10 protein-coding genes are annotated in these 16,742 nt (G+C 76.4%); 3 read left to right on the top strand and 7 right to left on the bottom strand.

What is annotated here, in order from left to right; genetic code table 11:
* Positions 1-67: 67 nt before the first annotated feature.
* Complete coding sequence (locus Sspor_RS03485) at positions 68-922, bottom strand: alpha/beta fold hydrolase (RefSeq protein ID WP_202197696.1); 855 nt, start codon at positions 920-922, stop codon at positions 68-70.
* Positions 923-1,036: 114 nt separating this feature from the next.
* Between Sspor_RS03485 and Sspor_RS03490 the strand changes: the two genes are divergently transcribed.
* Entirely contained in the window at positions 1,037-1,492 is a 456-nt protein-coding gene (locus Sspor_RS03490) for a MarR family transcriptional regulator (protein ID WP_202197697.1), read from the top strand.
* Here Sspor_RS03490 and Sspor_RS03495 read toward each other — a convergent pair.
* The 5 genes from Sspor_RS03495 to Sspor_RS03515 form a co-directional block, all read right to left on the bottom strand.
* Positions 1,479-3,413 (bottom strand): hypothetical protein, encoded by a 1,935-nt coding sequence (locus Sspor_RS03495; RefSeq protein ID WP_202197698.1) that lies wholly within the window; start codon positions 3,411-3,413, stop codon positions 1,479-1,481. The genes Sspor_RS03490 and Sspor_RS03495 overlap by 14 nt on opposite strands.
* Complete coding sequence (locus tag Sspor_RS03500) at positions 3,410-7,138, bottom strand: vWA domain-containing protein (protein ID WP_202197699.1); 3,729 nt, start codon at positions 7,136-7,138, stop codon at positions 3,410-3,412. Before Sspor_RS03500 ends, Sspor_RS03495 begins: the two co-directional genes overlap by 4 nt.
* Entirely contained in the window at positions 7,135-8,298 is a 1,164-nt protein-coding gene (locus Sspor_RS03505) for an ATP-binding protein (protein ID WP_202197700.1), read from the bottom strand. Before Sspor_RS03505 ends, Sspor_RS03500 begins: the two co-directional genes overlap by 4 nt.
* Positions 8,299-8,408: 110 nt before the next feature.
* Positions 8,409-13,304 (bottom strand): DNA-binding protein, encoded by a 4,896-nt coding sequence (locus Sspor_RS03510; RefSeq protein ID WP_202203461.1) that lies wholly within the window; start codon positions 13,302-13,304, stop codon positions 8,409-8,411.
* 29 nt (positions 13,305-13,333) lie between these two features.
* Positions 13,334-14,200: a DUF4132 domain-containing protein gene (locus Sspor_RS03515; RefSeq protein ID WP_202197701.1), complete on the bottom strand. Its 867-nt coding sequence runs from the start codon at positions 14,198-14,200 to the stop codon at positions 13,334-13,336.
* A gap of 203 nt (positions 14,201-14,403) precedes the next feature.
* Between Sspor_RS03515 and Sspor_RS03520 the strand changes: the two genes are divergently transcribed.
* Together Sspor_RS03520 and Sspor_RS03525 are read left to right on the top strand one after the other, a co-directional pair.
* Entirely contained in the window at positions 14,404-15,159 is a 756-nt protein-coding gene (locus Sspor_RS03520; RefSeq protein ID WP_237403645.1) for an HNH endonuclease family protein, read from the top strand.
* Positions 15,156-15,425 (top strand): hypothetical protein, encoded by a 270-nt coding sequence (locus Sspor_RS03525; protein ID WP_202197702.1) that lies wholly within the window; start codon positions 15,156-15,158, stop codon positions 15,423-15,425. The genes Sspor_RS03520 and Sspor_RS03525 overlap by 4 nt, the downstream gene beginning before the upstream one ends.
* Positions 15,426-15,447: 22 nt before the next feature.
* On the opposite strand, the gene Sspor_RS03530 is transcribed toward Sspor_RS03525, so the two are convergent.
* On the bottom strand, positions 15,448-16,581 hold the full coding sequence (locus Sspor_RS03530) for a YncE family protein (protein WP_202197703.1): 1,134 nt from the start codon (positions 16,579-16,581) through the stop codon (positions 15,448-15,450).
* Positions 16,582-16,742 lie beyond the last annotated feature (161 nt).

Here is a 16,742-nt window from a genome sequence, read left to right on the forward strand (position 1 = left end):
GCGCACGAACCGCCGGCTCGGACCCAGGTCTCACAGGCCAGGCAGGCCGTCCACCTGGGAATGCCGGTCACCGGCCGAGGAGGGTCTTCAGCGTCCGTGCCGTCGCCCGGGGGAACGCGGTGTTCCCGTTGTGGCCGCCGGGGAACTCGACCGGCTCCGTGCCCAGTCGCGCCGCCAGCGCCAGCGCGCAGCGGTAGGTGTGGACCGTGGGCCGGGTCGTCCGCCCCGTCGCCGGGACGATCCTCGTTCCGGCTCGCGCCGCGGCCCGCACCGGCTCCGCCGGATCCAGGGCGTCCGTGGTGACGGCCGTGAACTCCGCCGCGATGAAGTGGCCGAAGTTGGCCCGTCGGCGCGGGGTCAGCGGCTGGGGGGTGAGGCCGTCCTCCGTCTCGTCGTGCGACGGGTCGATGCCGAGGTGCCGGGCGATCGCCGGGAACGCCGCCATCAGGCCCTCGGCCGCGTAGACGTCCTGAATGGCCCTCAGCTCGGCCAGGTGTTCCGCACGGTCCGCGGCGGGCAGCAGGTTCGGCATCACGGGCTCGTGCGCGATCAGGGTGCCCAGCAGGCCGGGGTGGCGGGCCACGGCCTGGAGGCCGATCGCGGCGCCCATGCTGAACCCGGCCATCAGCGCCGGCCGGTCGGTGACCTCGGCGAGCAGCCTGGCGACGTCGTCGGCGTGGTCGGCCATGGTGACGGGCCGGGCGGGGTCGTGGAGGGTGCTGCGCGACAGGCCGCGGCGGTCGTAGGTGACGACCGTGAAGGTGTCGGTCAGGTGCGGAACGAGGTCGACGGTGCGGTCCGCGTCGCCCTCACCGCTCTGGGACAGGAGGAGGACGGGGCCGCCGCCCTCGACCTGGAAGTGCAGGGTGGCGCCCGGGACGTCGAGGGTGCGGGTGGTGGTGGAAGCGGCGGTCGTGGGCATGGCGGATCCCCCTTGCTGGCGTGTCATCGGTATCTCCGGCTGACGACACGACAGTAATCCATCTCAATAGATGCATCAAGATAGATGCATCTATTGAGATGTACTCTGCTGTTCATGAACGGAGTCGAAGCGTTCCTCCTGGGACGCGCCCTCATGAAGATCGGCGAACAGGCGATGCCGCAGCCGAAGTCGGGACCGACGGGATCGGTCCGCTCGGTGGTCGTCGTCCTCGGCGACGTCGTCTCCCACCCCGGAACCACGGTCGGCGAGATCGCCGCACGGACGGGCCTGCCGCAGAGTCAGGTCTCCACCTCTGTCGCCCGGCTGGAGCAGGCCGGCTCGGTCGACACCGAGCCCGACCCCGCCGACCGGCGCCGCCGCCTCATCCGGCCCGCCGCCGAGCCCTCCGCCCGGGTCGCGGAAGTGCGGGCCACCACCATCGACGACGCTCTCGCCGCGGCCCTCGCCGGTCCCGGCGGAACGCCGCCGGACCCGGAGACCGTTCGCGAGGTCACCGCGGCCCTGGACCTCCTGGCCCGCACACTGACGCCGTCCGTTACCGCCCGCTGACCGGGACGGGGCCCGGGACGGGGCCCGGGACCGCCGCCCAGGACGCGGCGATCAAGCAGCGTTCCGCCGCCGCGAGGTGGATGGCGGCGGCCAGCCAGGCCCAGGCGTAGCCGTCGGACGACGGGTCGGCCAGCCGGCCGAAGACGTCGCGGGGACGGCGGTCGGCCTCGGCGGCCAGTGCGGCGGCCAGGTCCGCCGCCGCGGTGAGCCCGGCCCGGCGCAGCGGTCCGTACGAGGCCGCGGCCAGGGATGCCGTGCCGCGGGCCGCCTCGGCCACGGCGCGCCGGCCCCCGGCGACCCCGGTCTCCAGGAGGCGGCGTACCCGCCACAGCGGGGAGTCGGCCAGCGGATCCGGACCCTCGGCCGCCTGAAGCGGTACGGGGGCCGCGTCCCCCTGTGGGAAGTGCGCGCCCTGGAGCCGGTCGTAGCCGAGGTCGGCCCGGCCCAGCCACTCCTCGGGCAGCCGCAGCGTGTACTCCGCGCCCGGCACCGGGCCGACGGCGAGCGGGCGGAGCGTGGCCGTGCGGTCCAGGTCGGGGCGGCCCAGGACGCGCAGCACGAGCCCGGGGTACGAGGCGATGCGGCGCAGGTTCTCCGTGTGCGCCAGCTCCGGGTGCGGATGCGCGGGCAGCAGCCGCAGCAGCGGCGCGTCCGGGCGCGTCTCGCGCACGAGGAGGTGTTCGCCGGCGGCGCCGACGACCATGACATCGCACCCGAGCAGCGCGGACTCGGCCCCCTCGGGATCGGCGAGCAGCTCGGCGACGGCTTCGGCGGCCGGGCGGGCGAAGAGCCGCGCCGCGGGCTGTTCGGTCCAGGCGAGGCCGGGCAGCGGGGTCGCCCTGACCCCGCGTCCGGCACCGAGCCGGCCTTCCGGGGAGACGGTCGCGCCGACGATGCGCAGGCCGCCGCGGGCGAGACCCGCATGGTCGAGGGTGGCGCCGCCGAGGGCGACGGAGGCGGAACCGGCGCCGCGGGCGCGGGCCAGGCCGCCGGGACGGACGTCGGAGACCGAGTAGGGGGTGCCGCCGGGCCCCAGCAGGTGGGTGACCACTCCGCCGTAGCCGGTGGCGGACAGCACGGGTTCCCGGCACAGACCGTGCACCTGGAGGCTGCCGCCGGGAGCGTAGGAGCGGCGGGCGGTGCCGGTCAGCGCGGGGTCGGCGGCGCCGGAGGCCAGCATGCCGGCCGTGTGGAGGAGCTCGCGGAAGGCGCCGGTCAGGTCGCCGAGCCGCTGGTCGGCCCGGCGTTCGCGGGCGGCGCGCAGCCCTCGTACGACCCGGAGGGCGGCGGCTTCGGCGCGCGGGAGCCCGGCGAGGCGGGCGGTGTGGGCGGCGCGCAGCAACTCGGCCTGGACCACCGCTCCCCCGGCGGTGACCCCGGCGGCGAGGGCTTCGGCGGCCACGTGCCAGAGGGCGCCGGCGGCCCGCGCCTGGGCCGCGGTGAGGACCGGCGCGGTCGTCTCCACGGGCGCCGCCGTCTCGGCGGGCGCGGTGCTCTCGGAGGGCTCCGTGCGGTCGACGGACACGGCGGGATCGGCGGGGGCGACCGGTTCCGCGGAGCCGGACCCGGTGGGACCGGCCGGCCCGGCCGCCGTGGCGGACTCCGGCCCCGCCACCGGCTCCGGCGGGATGTCCGCGAGCGGGGCCGCGCCCAGGGCTGCGGCCCGGTGCAGGCAGCGGGGTGCCAGCAGGCAGCCGCACACGGCCTGTTCCGCCGTGGTGATCGTGCCCGCGGGGCCGGGGCGCAGGGTGACGAGTGCGTCCTCGCCGAAGCGGAGGGTGACGGTGCCGTCGGCCTCGAGGACGGCGCCCGCCGCGCAGCCCTCCGTGGCGGCGTCGAGCTTCTTGCGCAGGCGGGGGGTGAGGTTCTCGACGGCTTCGGCGAGCACCTCGGGGGCTACGGGTGGCAGTTCGGTGCTCAACGGGACTCTCCTCGGAGGCGGTCGCCCACCCAGCGGGCGAGGGCGAGGGGACTGAGGGCGGCCACGGGCATGCCGGCCGCCACGAGTTGCCGCGCGACCGGGACCGAGTACCGGGGCGTCCCCTCGTCGTCGAGTGCGGCGCAGCCCATCAGGTGGGCGCCCGAGGCGGCCAGCGCGCGGACCTCGCCGAGGAGCCCGCCGATCGGCGCGCCCTCCTCGAAGTCGCTGACCACGACGACGAGGGTGCGGCTCGGTACGGTGATCAGGGAGCGGGCGTGCGCGAGACCGGCGGCGATGTGCGTGCCGCCGCCGACCCGGACCTCCAGCAGCAGCGAGAGCGGGTCCTCGACCCGGTCGGTGAGGTCCACGACCTGGGTGGAGAAGGCGAGGAAGTGCGTGGACAGGGTCGGTACGCCGCCCAGCACCGCCGCCGTCAGCGCCGACCAGATGACGGAGGCCTCCATGGAGCCGGAGACGTCGACGACCAGGATCAGCCGCCAGTCGGCCTCGCGGCTCGCCCGGGTGCTGAAGACCGGCCGCTCGGGGACGACGACCACGCCGCCGTCGGCCCGGCGCCGGGTGTGCGCGAGATTGGCGCGCAGGGTACGGGCCAGGTCGAGCTTGCCGCCGGGCCGTCGGGTGGGGCGCGGGGTGGCGAGGCCGGAGAGGGCCGGGCGCAGCCGGGTGGCGAGCTCCTTGGCGAGTTCGTCGACGAGCCTGCGCACCAGGGGGCGCAGCCGGGCGAGTTGGGCCTCCGGCATACCGCCGGCGAGGGACAGTACGGAGCTCAGCAGTTCCACGGAGGGCCGTACGGACGCCGGATCGAGCTGGGTGAGGACGTCGGTGCGGCCCGCTTCGGCCGCTCCCGCCAGCACCTCCTCCCGTACGTCTGCGCCGAACAGCGCCTCCAGCTCCTGCGACCACTCCCGGGCGGTGGGGAAGGAGGCCTCCTGGCCGCCGCCCTGGCCGCGCCCCTGGCCGAGGTCGAGGTCGGAGGCGCCTTCGCCGCGCCCGGCACCGTACAGCTCGTCCAGCGCGTGGGCGTAGCGGCGGGCGCCGGCGGGGAGCCGGTCGCGTTCACGGCCGAGCAGCAGCCGCCAGCGGTCGGCGGGGGCGAGCCGTTCACCCGCGGGCCGCGGGGCGGGCGTGCCGGGCGTGGTCCGCGCGGCGGCGTCGGGGACCGGCGTCGGCGCAGACGGTGCCGCGGGCAGCGGAAGGGCCTTGAGCGCGGCGAGACCGGCGGCGTCCGCGGCGGCCCACAGGGCCAGCAGGGCGGGTGACGCTTCGAGTGCGAGGTCGATCCGGTCGCCGAGCCGCTCGGTGACGGTGTCGAGCAGCCGGTCGCGGGCGGCGGGCGCGAGGGCGTCGAAACCTCCGCGCAGGGCCGGGAGCCGGTCCAGGAAGTCCTGGTCGGCGAGGTGCTCGACGCGGTCCAGGAGCGGGGTGAGGGCGGCCGGGGAGGACTGCAGCAGGGGCCCGGCGGCGGTGAGGAGTCCGCCGAGCCGCCGGGTCAGGGCGCGCCTGCTGTCGGCGGTGCCCGCGCCGTCGATCCATCCGGCGGCGCGGCCGCCGAGCCCGGCGGCCGGATCGAGGTCGAGGAGGACCCGCACGGCCAGGGCCGCGCCCTGCATCAGCGGGGATCCGGAGTCGGCCAGGGCGGCGAGGGCGTCGTCCGTACGCAGGCCCAGGTGGTGGGCGGCGGCCCGGTCCGCGAGCGCCACGAGGGCGGCCGCGTCGGCGGGGTCCTCGCTGCCGGCGAGGCCGGGCAGGCAGCGCACGGCCGCTTCGAGGAGGTCCCCGGCGAGGTCGGCGGAGGCGGCCCGGGACGCGTCGGAGGTGCCGGGCAGATGGCCGCGGTGGAGGGCCTCCAGGAGGTCGAGGGCGTCGAGGAGTTCGGGCAGGGTGGCGGTCTGCGGCAGGGCGGTGGCCGCCTCGTGGAGGCGTACGTCGACCAGCTCGGGCAGATCGCACCGCGCGGCGGCGGCCAGCCCGGCGAGGACCTGCGCCGGGGTCGGCCCGCCGTCGGCGGCGGCGCGTCGGGCGGTGTCGCGGAGCGTGCCCGCGGCCGCCTGGGCGGCCGTGACGCCGCGCACCCCGGCGAGGTCCAGCCGGGCCGGGACGGAAGGCGTCCAGGACAGCCGCCACTTGGTGCCGAGGGCGGTGCCGTCGCCGGTGGCGGCGACGGTGAGGGGCTCCCCGTAGGAGGCGCCGCACACGAGCAGCCGTTGCAACAGGACCTCGCGGCGGCCGTCGAGGGCGGAGCGCAGCGGGTCGAGGCGGATCTCGCGGGGCGCGGGGTCCTCGGGGGACGGCAGTCGCAGCGCGGCGAGCTCGCCCTCGACGGAGGGGCCGAGGCCGGAGCGGGGGGCGTGCGGGGTGATCCGGCCGCGGGCGGTACCGACGAACACGGCCTCCAGGGCGCGGGCCAGCGCCCGGCCGCGGCCGAGGGGTTCGCCCTGGCCGAGGACGGTGGTGACGGCTTCGAGGAGCTCGCCGCGGCCGGGCGCGGGGAGGGCGCGCAGGGTGGCGAGGTCGCAGGCGAGCCGCAGGGTCTCGGCGGCTTCGCCGGTGCCCGCGGTGTGTCCGGCGCGGCGCAGCTCCCGGCAGAGCCCGGTGACGGCGACGGAGGCGGCCTCGCGGACCCGGCCGGGGTCCCCGCCGGCTTCGAGGACGGCCTGCTGCCAGCGGGGGTCCCGGATCCCGGCGGGGTAGCCGGAGCGGGAGTCGAGCAGGTCGAAGGAGTACGGCACGAAGGAGGTGACGGCCGGAGCGGTGTCCGCGGCGGCCGCCGTGGTCGCGGTGGCGCCGGAGGCGGCGGCCTTGCCGGAGTGCCGCCCGGCCCCCGGGCCCGGGGCGGGCGCGGGGGGCGCCGCCGGCGCATGGCCGCGGTCGCCCGGCCGCGCGGGGACGCACGCCTCGGCGTCATCCGCCGGGGTCGTACCCGTACCGGTGCGCGGCGGACCGGCGGCGTCCCCGCCGCCGTCCCGGTCCCGCACGTTCGCGTGCGTCGCCTCGGCGCCCGCCGCCCCCGGCATAAGCGCCGGGGCGTGGAAGGCGCCGATGACCGCGGCCACGCGGTGGCCGCCCGCGGCGGCGTCGGTGATCACGCTGCGCATGTGCGCCTCGCGGGCCAGGTCCGTCGCCGGGACGGCGCCCGTGTCCGCGCGCAGCGCCCAGCCGACGCCGAGCGCCGCACGGCGTACTGCTTCCGGGGGGCACCCCGGTGCGAGGACCTCGACGGCCCGGTCCCACAGGTCGTCGCCCTCCCGGCCCGTACCGGCGGCGGTGAGGGCGTCGGCGAACGAGACACCGGGCTCCGCCCCCGCCTGCGACACCGGCTCCGGCGCGGGCCCGGTGGCCGTGGCGGTCCAACCGCGGTCCGCCAGCGGGAGGTCGCAGCAGACGACGGCCGCGCCGGCCGCGCGGGCCCAGCGGATCGCGGCCAGCTCCGGGGAGAAGTCCGCGAACGGGTAGAACGCCAGGCGGCCGTCCTCGCCCGTGCCCGCGAGGGCGACCGGCGCGACCGTCTCCGGGTCGGCGAGGTGCTCCAGCCACGGCTGGAACTCCGCCGGGAGCTCGACGCACACGACGTCCGCTCCCGAGGCGTCCAGCAGGTCGGGGACCACCGCGGCCAGCGCGGGGCTGTGGTGGCGCACCCCGATGAGGTACGGCTCACGGGCCGCGGCGAGGCTGTCGACCGCGGCACGCGGGTCGGTGTACGTCAACGCAGGCTCCCGCGCAGGTCCCAGAGGCGGCGCCACATCGCCGAGCCGTCCTCGGCGCGGCGCCGGACCGGCCCGTCCCAGTACCCGAGCAGCCGGCCGTGGTCGGCCGGGTCGTCCTTGCGTACGACGCCCAGCAGGTGCCCGGGCAGCAGGTCCAGAACGTCCCCGCCCGGCAGATAGGCGGCCGCGACCCCGAGGGAGGCCGCCACCTGGACGGCTTCGGCGGTGGACATGACCGTGCCGGGGCGTTCCACGTCCCAGCCCTCGGCGGAGCGGCCGGAGCGCAGGTCACGGAAGACGGTGACGAGCGCGTCGAGCACGGCGTCGTCGACCCCGAAGGCGGCGCCGGCCCGCTGGACGGCGGCGACCGCCTGGCGGCGGATCAGGGTGGCCTCCGCGTCCGCGTCGGCGATCGGGGCGACGGTCTCGAAGTTGAAGCGCCGCTTGAGGGCGGCGGACATCTCCGAGACACCGCGGTCGCGCAGGTTGGCGGTGGCGATGACGGTGAAGCCGGGAGCCGCAGAGACCACCGCGTCCTCGGTGGCGGTCAGTTCGGGCACGCTGAGCCGCCGGTCGGACAGGATCGACACCAGCGCGTCCTGTACCTCGGGCAGGCAGCGGGTAATCTCCTCGACGCGGACCACGCGGCCGGTGCGCATCGCGGCGAGCACCGGGGAGTCGACCAGGGCCTGCGAGGTGGGGCCCTGCGCGAGCAGCAGCGCGTAGTTCCAGCCGTAGCGGAAGGCGTCCTCGGTGGTGCCTGCCGTGCCCTGGACGGTGAGGGCGCTGGTGCCGCTGACGGCGGCCGCGAGCAGCTCGGAGAGCATCGACTTGGCGGTGCCGGGCTCGCCGGTGAGGAGCAGACCGCGCTCTCCGGCGAGGGTGACCACGCAGCGTTCGACGAGGGCGCGTTCGCCGACGAACTTGGGCGCGACGGCCAGCTTGGCGGGGAGTCCGGCGCGGCGCTTGGGCAGTGCCAGTTCGGCTCCGTCGCTGCCGCAGACGAAGGTGACGACGGCGCGCGGGGTCAGGGCCCAGCCGGGCGGGCGGGGGCCGGGGTCCTGGGCGGCGAGGAAGGCGAGTTCGGCGGCGTGGCGTTCCTCGGCGGGCAGCACCTGCCGGGCGGCGGGGGCGGATTCTTCGGTGACGGTGACGGTCATCGGGGTCCTCTGGAAGGTGTACGGGAGGGGGCGGTGGGGGCGCGGCGCTCCTGCGGGCAGGTGCGCCGCGCCCTGGGCGTGTCCGGGGCGGAGGGCCCGGGACGGCCGGTTCAGCGGCGGCGGGCGCGGGTGCGCTTCACCTTGAGCTCCTCGAAGCGCGGCAGGTCGCCTTCCTGGACCCGCTGCCAGGCGCGGCGGTAGAGCTCCGCGACCGGTTCGGCCGGGACGAGCACGCCCAGCGAGGGCCGGTCACCGGCGCGCAGGCCGTACATCGGGAGCTTCCACTGCTCCACCGGCAGCGTCGGGGAGGGCATGTCGGCCCACCCGCCGGGCAGGAACAGCGAGCGTCCGGCCCGGCTGCGGCCGGCGCTCACCACCAGGTCGGTGGTGGCCAGTTCGGCGCGGGCGGCCTTGAGGCGGGCCGGCTTCCAGCCCGTCCACCGTGCGGTGTTGCGGTCGGTGGGGTCGGGCATGGCGAGCAGCATGAGGTAGAGGGTGGCCGCGTCGGCGCCCAGGCCGTGCCGGGTGCCCGCCTCCTCCACCAGTTCGGGGACGGAGCGGCTCGGGTCCTGCGGCCACCAGGTGCCGTCCGCGGCCACGGCGCCCGCCGCCGGGGCGCCCGGGTCGGCGAGCAGCGCGGCGAACCGCGGGTCGTGGGCGGCGCGCAGTGCCGCCTCGGCCGCGGAGGGCCGCTGGTCGTCGCCGCGCAGCACCGGCAGGTACGGGTCGGAGCCGGTGGAGTCCAGCAGCGCCGGGCGCAGTGCGGGCTTGGGCTGGTTGTCATGGGTGGCCATGACGACGGCGCCGTAGCGTTCGTAGCCCTCGCCGGTCTCGGTGGGGGTCCCCGCCGCCTTCCGGAAGTCCGGAAGGCTGGTGTAGTGCCCGATCTCCAGGAGGAGTCCGGGCGCGGCGAGCCGCTGTCGTACGGCGGTCAGCGCGGGCGGCAGGGCCGCTCGTACGGTGTCTCCGGCGGGCAGCCGGTGGGCCAGCCACGCCGCCATGGCCAGGGCTCCGGTCAGGACGGACCCGGTGAACGGGTCGGTGGCCGGCTCGCTGGGCTCCACGTGGTCGCCCTTGACCGTCCAGGGCACGTCGACGGACAGCTCGCGCGAGGCGGCCGGGTCGAGCAGTGCGGCCAGGGCCCGGTGCGCGGGCCAGGCTCCGCCGACGGCCCGCGCGGCTTCCGTGGCCAGCCAGTCGGGTACGGCGGTACGCCTGCCCACGCGCCGGTTCCAGAGCTCCGCGGCGGCGGCGACGTCGGGGCCGTCGCTCCACAGCTTCGCCGGATCGGCGGGCAGGAGGGCGGCGACCAGCGCGCGCCGCAGCTCGGTGTCGAGCCCCTTGAGCTCGTCGCGGGCGTACGCGGCGTCGGTGGCCTTGACGCCGAGGGCGGTGCGCAGCTCGGGGGTCAGGAAGTTGCGCTCGTAGCTGTCGACGGCCGGGAGTCCGGCGAGTACCAGGCGGGCGAGGGCGCTGGAGACTCCGGTGAGCCGGGCGAACTCCTCCGCGGCTTCGGGGCGGAAGGGGACGGGTCCGTGCTCGGCGGCCGCACCCAGGAGGGCGGTCAGCCACCCGGCGCCGCGTTCGCGGTCGCCCAGGGGGGCGTCGCCGCGCACGGTGTAGGGGCCGGGGACGGTGAACCGGCCGGTGGGGTCGTACAGCAGGGCGCCGAACTCGTGGCCATCGGGCACGGACTCGCTGTGCTCGGTCAGTGCGAGGACGGCTCCGCCGCCCAGCGGCAGCAGACTGCGGTGGTGGACGTTGCGTTCGCCGTCCGGGGTGGACAGGTGCTGCTGGTCGAGGCGGAGCAGTACCCGGCGCCAGCGGTCGGCGGAGCCTTCGGCGGAGGCCAGGCCGAGGGCGTCGATGGTGCCGAGCAGGGTGAGCAGTGCCTCCCGTTCCTCGTCGGTGGGTGCGACGGTGACGGCGCGGTACGCGACGGCCGCGGGCTGGTCCAGCAGCGGCGTCCACGTGAAGGACCAGTACGGGAGCGCGGGCGTGTCGAAGTGCAGCAGGCCGGGCACCGGGGCGGTGTCGGTCCGCGCGCGGGCGGCGCCGAGTTCGCTCAGCGTGTGGTGGGCGGCGTCGCTCTCGCCGTTCCAGCGGTAGTAGCCGGAGCCGATGAGGCCGCTGAGGCCGTCGGCGATCAGCCGGTCGCCGGGGCCCTGCTCGCGTTCCGGTTCGGGGGTGTTGTCGGGGTGGAGCCGGGCCGCGATGTCGTCCAGGGCCTTCTGCTGGGTGAGGGTGAAGCGGAGGATCTCGACGATGCCGGCGATGATCTCGGGGGCGGTGATCTGCGGCAGGGCCGCGGTCACCAGGTCGGGCAGGTCGGCGGCCTTGTCGGCCGCGGCGGCCGTCTTGAGCAGTGCGGCCACGGTCTCCCGGTCGGCGGTGCGCAGGACGGCCGAGCCCTCGGTGTCGCGGGGGCGCAGGGCGTACCAGTGCGTGAGCGGCGGAAGGTGCACGCTGCCCGTGCCGAAGGCGGAGCGGCGGTTGTGGCCGTCGCGCGTCCGGGCGGTGAGCACGCCGTCCGGGTCGGTGATGCTGAGCTCCCGCCATTGCTGGGACAGTGCGCGGGGACGGTCGTCGCCGGGGAAGACGAGGGCGGCGACGGGCATGTCGTGGCCCTCGGGCACGGTGACGGTACGGCCGCCGGTGTCGGTGCCCTCCCAGCCGTGGCCGGGGACGCTCACGGTGCGCCAGCCGAGCAGGCCTTCGGTGGTCTCGCCGAGCACCGAGCCGGCCACGGTGGGCGTCGGCCGCAGCCGGTGGGAGTATCCGCCGCGGCGGCCGGTGCCGGCGTCGGCGCTCAGCGCGTCGGCGAAGAACGCGGGCAGGGAGGGCCGCCCGTAGGTCCCGCCGACGGGGTCGTACTCCAGCCAGCCGGTGTCCTCGTTCTGGTCACGGCGCTGCCACACCCAGTACGAGGTGCCGTCGGACAGCAGGGGCCGCTCCTCCGGCAGCTTCGTGTCGCCGCGGTGCAGGACGCCGCCGCCGGTGGTGCGCCCGCCGCCGGGGAGCGGCAGGGAGAGGTGGTCGCTGCGCAGCGACCAGTGGTTGCGGTCGGTGTCCAGGGTGAGGACGTCGCCGGGCGAGTGGTGCCAGTAGCCCTGCGTCCCGCTGCTGCTCCAGGAGGACCAGAGGACGAGCAGTTCACCGTCGACGTAGTGGAAGCCGTAGTTGTACGAGGTCCCGGTCGGCACCCGCAGGTCGTGCGTGAGGACGGTGGACTCGGCGTCGATGACCCGGACCTGGGTCCGGTTGGCGACGATCAGGTACGGCCATGCCTCCACCACGTTCAGGGCCTCCCGGCCCTGGCCGGGTGCCAGTTCGGCGAGGGCCTCCTCCCAGGAGGGCCAGGCCAGCTCCTCGAAGAGGCCTCCGCGCAGGGTACGGGCGAGGGTCTCGGCGAGGTCCGCGGCCGCGGCGGCGGCCACTTCCTCGGGGGCGAGTTCGAGCGCTTCGGTGGGCAGCCAGCGCAGCCGTGCGATGGCGTCGGGGACTCCGGGCAGACCGGCTGCGGTGGAGGCAAGGGCGATGTCGCGCATCCACGCGGCCAGCAGCGGGCGGCCGCCAGGCGAGGCGGCGACGCACCGGACGACGTCGGCACAGCCGTCGCCCAGGCTGCTCAGGGCGCGGCGGAAGGCGGGGTGGAAGCGCTGGTCGGCGGCGAGGGCGAGCAGGTCGCGGCGCTGGTCGCCGTCGGCCCACTCGGACAGGTTGAAGTGGTCGTAGCGGTGGCGCCGGCCCTCGGTCTCGGGGTCGGCGACCGGGATGTCCAGGGCGAGGAGCAGGTCGAGGAGGTCGGTGTCCTCGACGCCGACCCGCAGGCCCGTCTCTCTCTGGGGCCCGTCGAGTTCGGCGCGCAGCCGGTCGGCGCAGCGCTCGGCGAGGTCGAGGAGGAGCGGGAGGGTGGGGCGCCGGCCCCAGCCGGAGTGGCGGGCGGCGTGGAAGCGCTCGAGCCAGCCGGCCGTGCCGTCGGCGCAGCGCTGCTCGGCGGGCAGGTCCGCGTCGGTGAGTCCGGCGGTGGCGCCCGACTCCTCCAGGACCTCCAGCCACAGGGTGGTGAACTCGCCGCCGTCGCCGCTCGGCGGGGTCAGCCCGAGGAGCGTGCCGCGGACGGCGGGTACCCGGCGGGCGAGTGCGACGAGGGCGCCGCGGTGGGCCTTCCACCAGCCGAGCGCGGCGCGCAGGGTGGCGGGCAGGGGCAGCAGTTCGGCGAGGTAGTCCTGCTCGGGTTCGGTACCGGTCAGGCCCGCGGCGCGGGCGAGGCGGCGCAGTTCGGCGGCGGCCTGGGCGGAGGGCGGCAGTCCGCCGGCGGTGCGGCGTACGCACAGGCGGCGGAAGCGCTCGTAGGCCTCGGCGGGGGTGACGCGGCCGGCGAGGGCCTTGCCGTAGCCGGTGAGGACCTTCACCGGGAGGGCGCCGACGAGGGCGAATTCGAGGAAGACGGCGTCGAGGCGGTCCTCGTCGATGTCCAGTCCGTACTGGGCTTCGGCGGCGCGGGCGCGGCCGAACAGCTGGGCGGCGTAGGTGGTGTTCTCGACGGCGAGGAAGACGCGCGCGGCCTGCTCGTGGAAGAGGGGCAGGAAGTGCGGGACGGACGCGGCGAGGCGGCCGGCCAGTTCGACGCAGGCGTCGAGGGCGGCCTTGGGCTTGGTCTTGGCCTGCCGGGCGATCCGGTCGAGTTCGGGGACGACGGCGAGGGCGTGGTGGCCGTCCTCGGGGTGGTGCACGAGCACCCACTCGGGGAAGCCGAGTGCCTGGCGCCGGCTCAGGCCGACGACGGGCGGCTCGTCCTCGTCCCGTACGAGCCCCAGGAAGCCTGCGGCGAGGTCCTCGGCCGCGCCCAGTTCGCCGGGGGCGAGCCGGACCACGACCCGGTCGTCGCCGAGGCCGGGGTGGCGGTAGGAGCGCGCGGTCAGTTCCACGACGTCGCCGCCGGCGCCGGTGGTGTCCCGCGGCAGTACGGCGCCGGCCTTGAGCAGCAGTTCGGCGTTGTTCATCTCGGTGTCTGCGTCTTCCTGGTGGGTGCTCACGCGTCCCCGCCCTCCTCGATCTTGCGCCCGGCGTAGAGCGCCGCGGCCATCCGCATTCCCTCGGACCAGGCGACCGGTCCGACCGTGGTCAGGGGTACCGTCCGGCCGTCCTCGTCGTGCCAGCTCAGGGCGCCGGTGGTGGTCTCGTCGTCGTAGTAGGGCTCGCCGATCCACACGGCGGCCTCGGTACCGGATCCGGAGTCCCGGACCTTGCAGGTGGCGTAGCCGCCGGAGACCCGGTAGCCGAGGCTCGTGGCCCGGGCGGCGAGGCTGAAGCGGGTGGGGAAGACCCCGCCCGCGTAGTCACGGACCTCGGTGGCGGTGGCGGCGACCTCGGCGGGCTTGGCCCAGGTGGCCCGGTGGATCTGCTCGACCCGCTGGACGATGCCCAGCTCGGCCGCGAAGTCCCGTACGTCGTCCAGGTCGGGCAGCAGGACCGGGTGCGGCAGGGTCACCGTGCGCGGGGAGAGCCGTACGGTCTCGCCGTCGAGGTTGACCACCTTCAGCTCACCGGAGGCGGTGGCGTCCCGCAGGAAGCCCACCTCGTCCGGGTCGTCGCCGACGACGGCCACGTCGCGCAGGGCGCTCTGCCAGGCCTCGTCCGGCCAGACCCGGGCGAGCAGTTCGGTCGGCACGGGCAGCGAGGAGACCATCCAGCCGTCGACCTGTGCGGCGCAGGCCGCGTCGTGCCGGTCCAGCCATTCGGCCAGCCTGCGCAGCCGGTCCACCTCGGGATGGTCCTTCAGGGCCTTGGGCAGTGTCTTCAACTGCCGCCCCGCCGTCCGCCCGGTGGCGGACCTCGCCGCCACCCGTCCCTCCACCAGGGCGATCTCGTACCCCTCGCCCGCCGCCAGCCATGCCATCAGACCGTGCCCCTCCGCCTGTCCCGTTCCGGTTCCGCGCAGCCCTGACAGGGGGGAGCCGACCCCCCTGAGCTGCGGTATGCCGGGAGACTAGCGAGAGCCACTGACAACGCCCGCCCGAGGGCCCTCGGTAGGTTGATTGTCCGGTTCTGGGTAGTGTTTCCGGGACAGTGTGCGGAGCGGTACCGGCTCGGGGTGGGGTTATGGGACGTCAGATACGTGTGCCGGGTGCGGTGCTGGCGGCGCTTCTGCTGGCGGCGGCGGCCGGGTGCTCCGGTCCGGGCTCGCCGGGCGGCGGGGATCCGAAGGCCTCCGCTTCCGCGGGCTCGCCGTCCACGGCGGCGCCGGGGTCGCCGAAGTCCCCGAACCCGCCGGGTGACGACGCCAAACCCGCCGGTGGGGACGTACTGCCCGGTATGGTCAGCGCCGCCGTCGCACGGACCCAGTTGGCGGCCCTGAAGGTGGCGCCGGTGGGCACGATGGCGGGGTACAGCCGGGACAAGTTCACGCACTGGGCGCAGCAGGGCAACAAGTGCGACACCCGTGAGGTGGTCCTGAAACGCGACGGCACCGGGGTCACCCAGGACGCCGAGTGCAAGGCCGTCTCCGGGAACTGGAAGAGCCTCTACGACGGGGCGGTCGTCACGGAGGCGGGGAAGATGGACATCGACCACATGGTGCCGCTCGCCGAGGGCTGGCGTTCGGGCGCGGCCGGCTGGGACCCGGCGCGGCGCAAGGCCTTCGCCAACGATCTGACCCATCCTCAGCTGCTGGCCGTGACCGCGGCCTCCAACCGCTCCAAGGGTGACCAGAGCCCCGACCTGTGGCAGCCGCCGGACAAGGCGAGCTGGTGCCAGTACGGGCGGGCCTGGACCACCGTGAAATCCACGTACGCGCTGACCGTCACCGAAGCGGAGAAGAAGATGCTCACCACGATGCTGGACACCTGCGCCTCATGACGCGGGCGGACCGGTGGCAGGAGGAGGTGCTCGCCGGGCCGGGCGGCGCCATGACCGAGGAGGTCGGCGTGATCACCGGCCCGCTGACCCTGCGCACCACGGTGGTGGCCGGGGGTCTGGTCCGGTTCGACGTCCAGTACAAGGACGCCGACGAGTGGTACACGCTGACCGGCAGCCCCCGGGCCCACCACGGTGACCCGGCCGCCCTCCACGCCGCCGCCCTCGCCGCGATCCGCGCGGGCGGCGGGGCCGTGGCGCCGGGCTGAGACGCCCTGCGCGGGGGACGGCTCAGAGGACGGCGATGCCCAGGGGCCGGGCGCCCGCCGCGAGCCGGCGGGTGGCTCCGGTGTCCAGGTCGACGACCGTGACGCCGTTCCAGTAGCCGTCCCGGGTGTGGCCGCCCGTGACGTAGGCGGTCCGGCCGTCTCGGGAGACGGCCACGTCCTCGTGCGGGCCCTGGAGCGGGTACACCCGCTCGGCGCCGTCCGGGGAACGGACCGTCAGCGAGGGGCCCCGGCCGTCGCCCGGCCGCACGGCGCCCGTGCCGACCACCAGGAGGCGGCCGTCGGCCGTGAGGGCGGCGCCGTGCTGATGGGTGTCGGCGGTCATCGGTTCGATCCGGGTCCGCCCGGTCCGCGGATCGACCACGGCGAGCCGCTCGCCCTCGAAGGGGAGCAGCAGTTTCCCGTCGGCGGGGCGTACGACGGCGTAGTGCGGCTTCAGCCACGAGCCGAGCCCGCCCTCGGTGCCGTAGGGGGCGACCTCGATCCGGCGGGGGCGCAGCGAGCCGGCGGCCACGGCGGTGACGTCGAAGGAGTCGTGGCCGGTGACGTAGACCTCGGTGCCGTCCGGTGACACGTCCACGTCGAAGGGGCGCCGCCCCACCGGCACGACGGCGGTGACCTCGGCGCTCGCCGTGTCGAGGACCTCCAGGACCCCGGTGGTGCCGGGGACGTTGACCCCCACGTAAGCCTGCCGGCCGTCGGGCGACAGCGCGATGCCCATGCCGCCGCCGCGGTACTCGCCGTCGGTGACCGGGCCGGTGCCGGTGCGGTACGGGATCAGGGCCCGCCGTACGCGGGTGCGCGTGTCGACGACGGCCACGCCCTGGGCGGTGGCGACCCAGGCCCGGCCGTCCGCGCCCACGGCGAGTCCGTACGGGGCCCGGCCCACGGCGACCGAGGCGACCGCGCCGCGCCCGGGATCCACGAAGGTCACGGTGTCGGCCCCGAAGTCGGCGATCAGCAGCAGCCCCTGCGGGGTGGGGGCGGTGGCGGGCAGCGGGGAGGCGGCGGAGGGCGCCGGGCCGCCCGGCGGGACGGAGGCCGCGTGCTGGGCGCAGGCGCCGAGCAGCAGGGCCGCGGCCACCGCGGCGAAGCCCCTGCGGGCCCCGTCGAGGAGGAGTCGGTCGTGCGCGTTCATGGTGTCCCTCTCGGCTCCGGGGCGGGGAGGGCCGGGTTCGCCCTCCCCGCTCCCCGGTCCATGCTCACCGCGCCGGAGCCCCCGGCGGATCCGACCGGCGGACGGAGCGTGCGGGCGGTCCGGAGGACGCCGGGGTCGACCGATCGGCCGATGCGCCCGCG

Source organism: Streptomyces spororaveus, from assembly GCF_016755875.1.
GTDB classification, from domain to species: Bacteria; Actinomycetota; Actinomycetes; order Streptomycetales; family Streptomycetaceae; genus Streptomyces; species Streptomyces spororaveus.

What these genes read in the sequence shown, in the direction of transcription:
- Sspor_RS03530 (WP_202197703.1), bottom strand. Translation starts at nt 16,581, where the DNA reads ATGAACGCGCACGACCGACTCCTCCTCGACGGGGCCCGCAGGGGCTTC.
- Sspor_RS03505 (WP_202197700.1), bottom strand. Translation starts at nt 8,298, where the DNA reads ATGACCGTCACCGTCACCGAAGAATCCGCCCCCGCCGCCCGGCAGGTG.
- Sspor_RS03520 (WP_237403645.1), top strand. Translation starts at nt 14,404, where the DNA reads ATGGGACGTCAGATACGTGTGCCGGGTGCGGTGCTGGCGGCGCTTCTG.
- Sspor_RS03515 (WP_202197701.1), bottom strand. Translation starts at nt 14,200, where the DNA reads ATGGCATGGCTGGCGGCGGGCGAGGGGTACGAGATCGCCCTGGTGGAG.
- Sspor_RS03485 (WP_202197696.1), bottom strand. Translation starts at nt 922, where the DNA reads ATGCCCACGACCGCCGCTTCCACCACCACCCGCACCCTCGACGTCCCG.
- Sspor_RS03525 (WP_202197702.1), top strand. Translation starts at nt 15,156, where the DNA reads ATGACGCGGGCGGACCGGTGGCAGGAGGAGGTGCTCGCCGGGCCGGGC.
- Sspor_RS03510 (WP_202203461.1), bottom strand. Translation starts at nt 13,304, where the DNA reads ATGAACAACGCCGAACTGCTGCTCAAGGCCGGCGCCGTACTGCCGCGG.
- Sspor_RS03490 (WP_202197697.1), top strand. Translation starts at nt 1,037, where the DNA reads ATGAACGGAGTCGAAGCGTTCCTCCTGGGACGCGCCCTCATGAAGATC.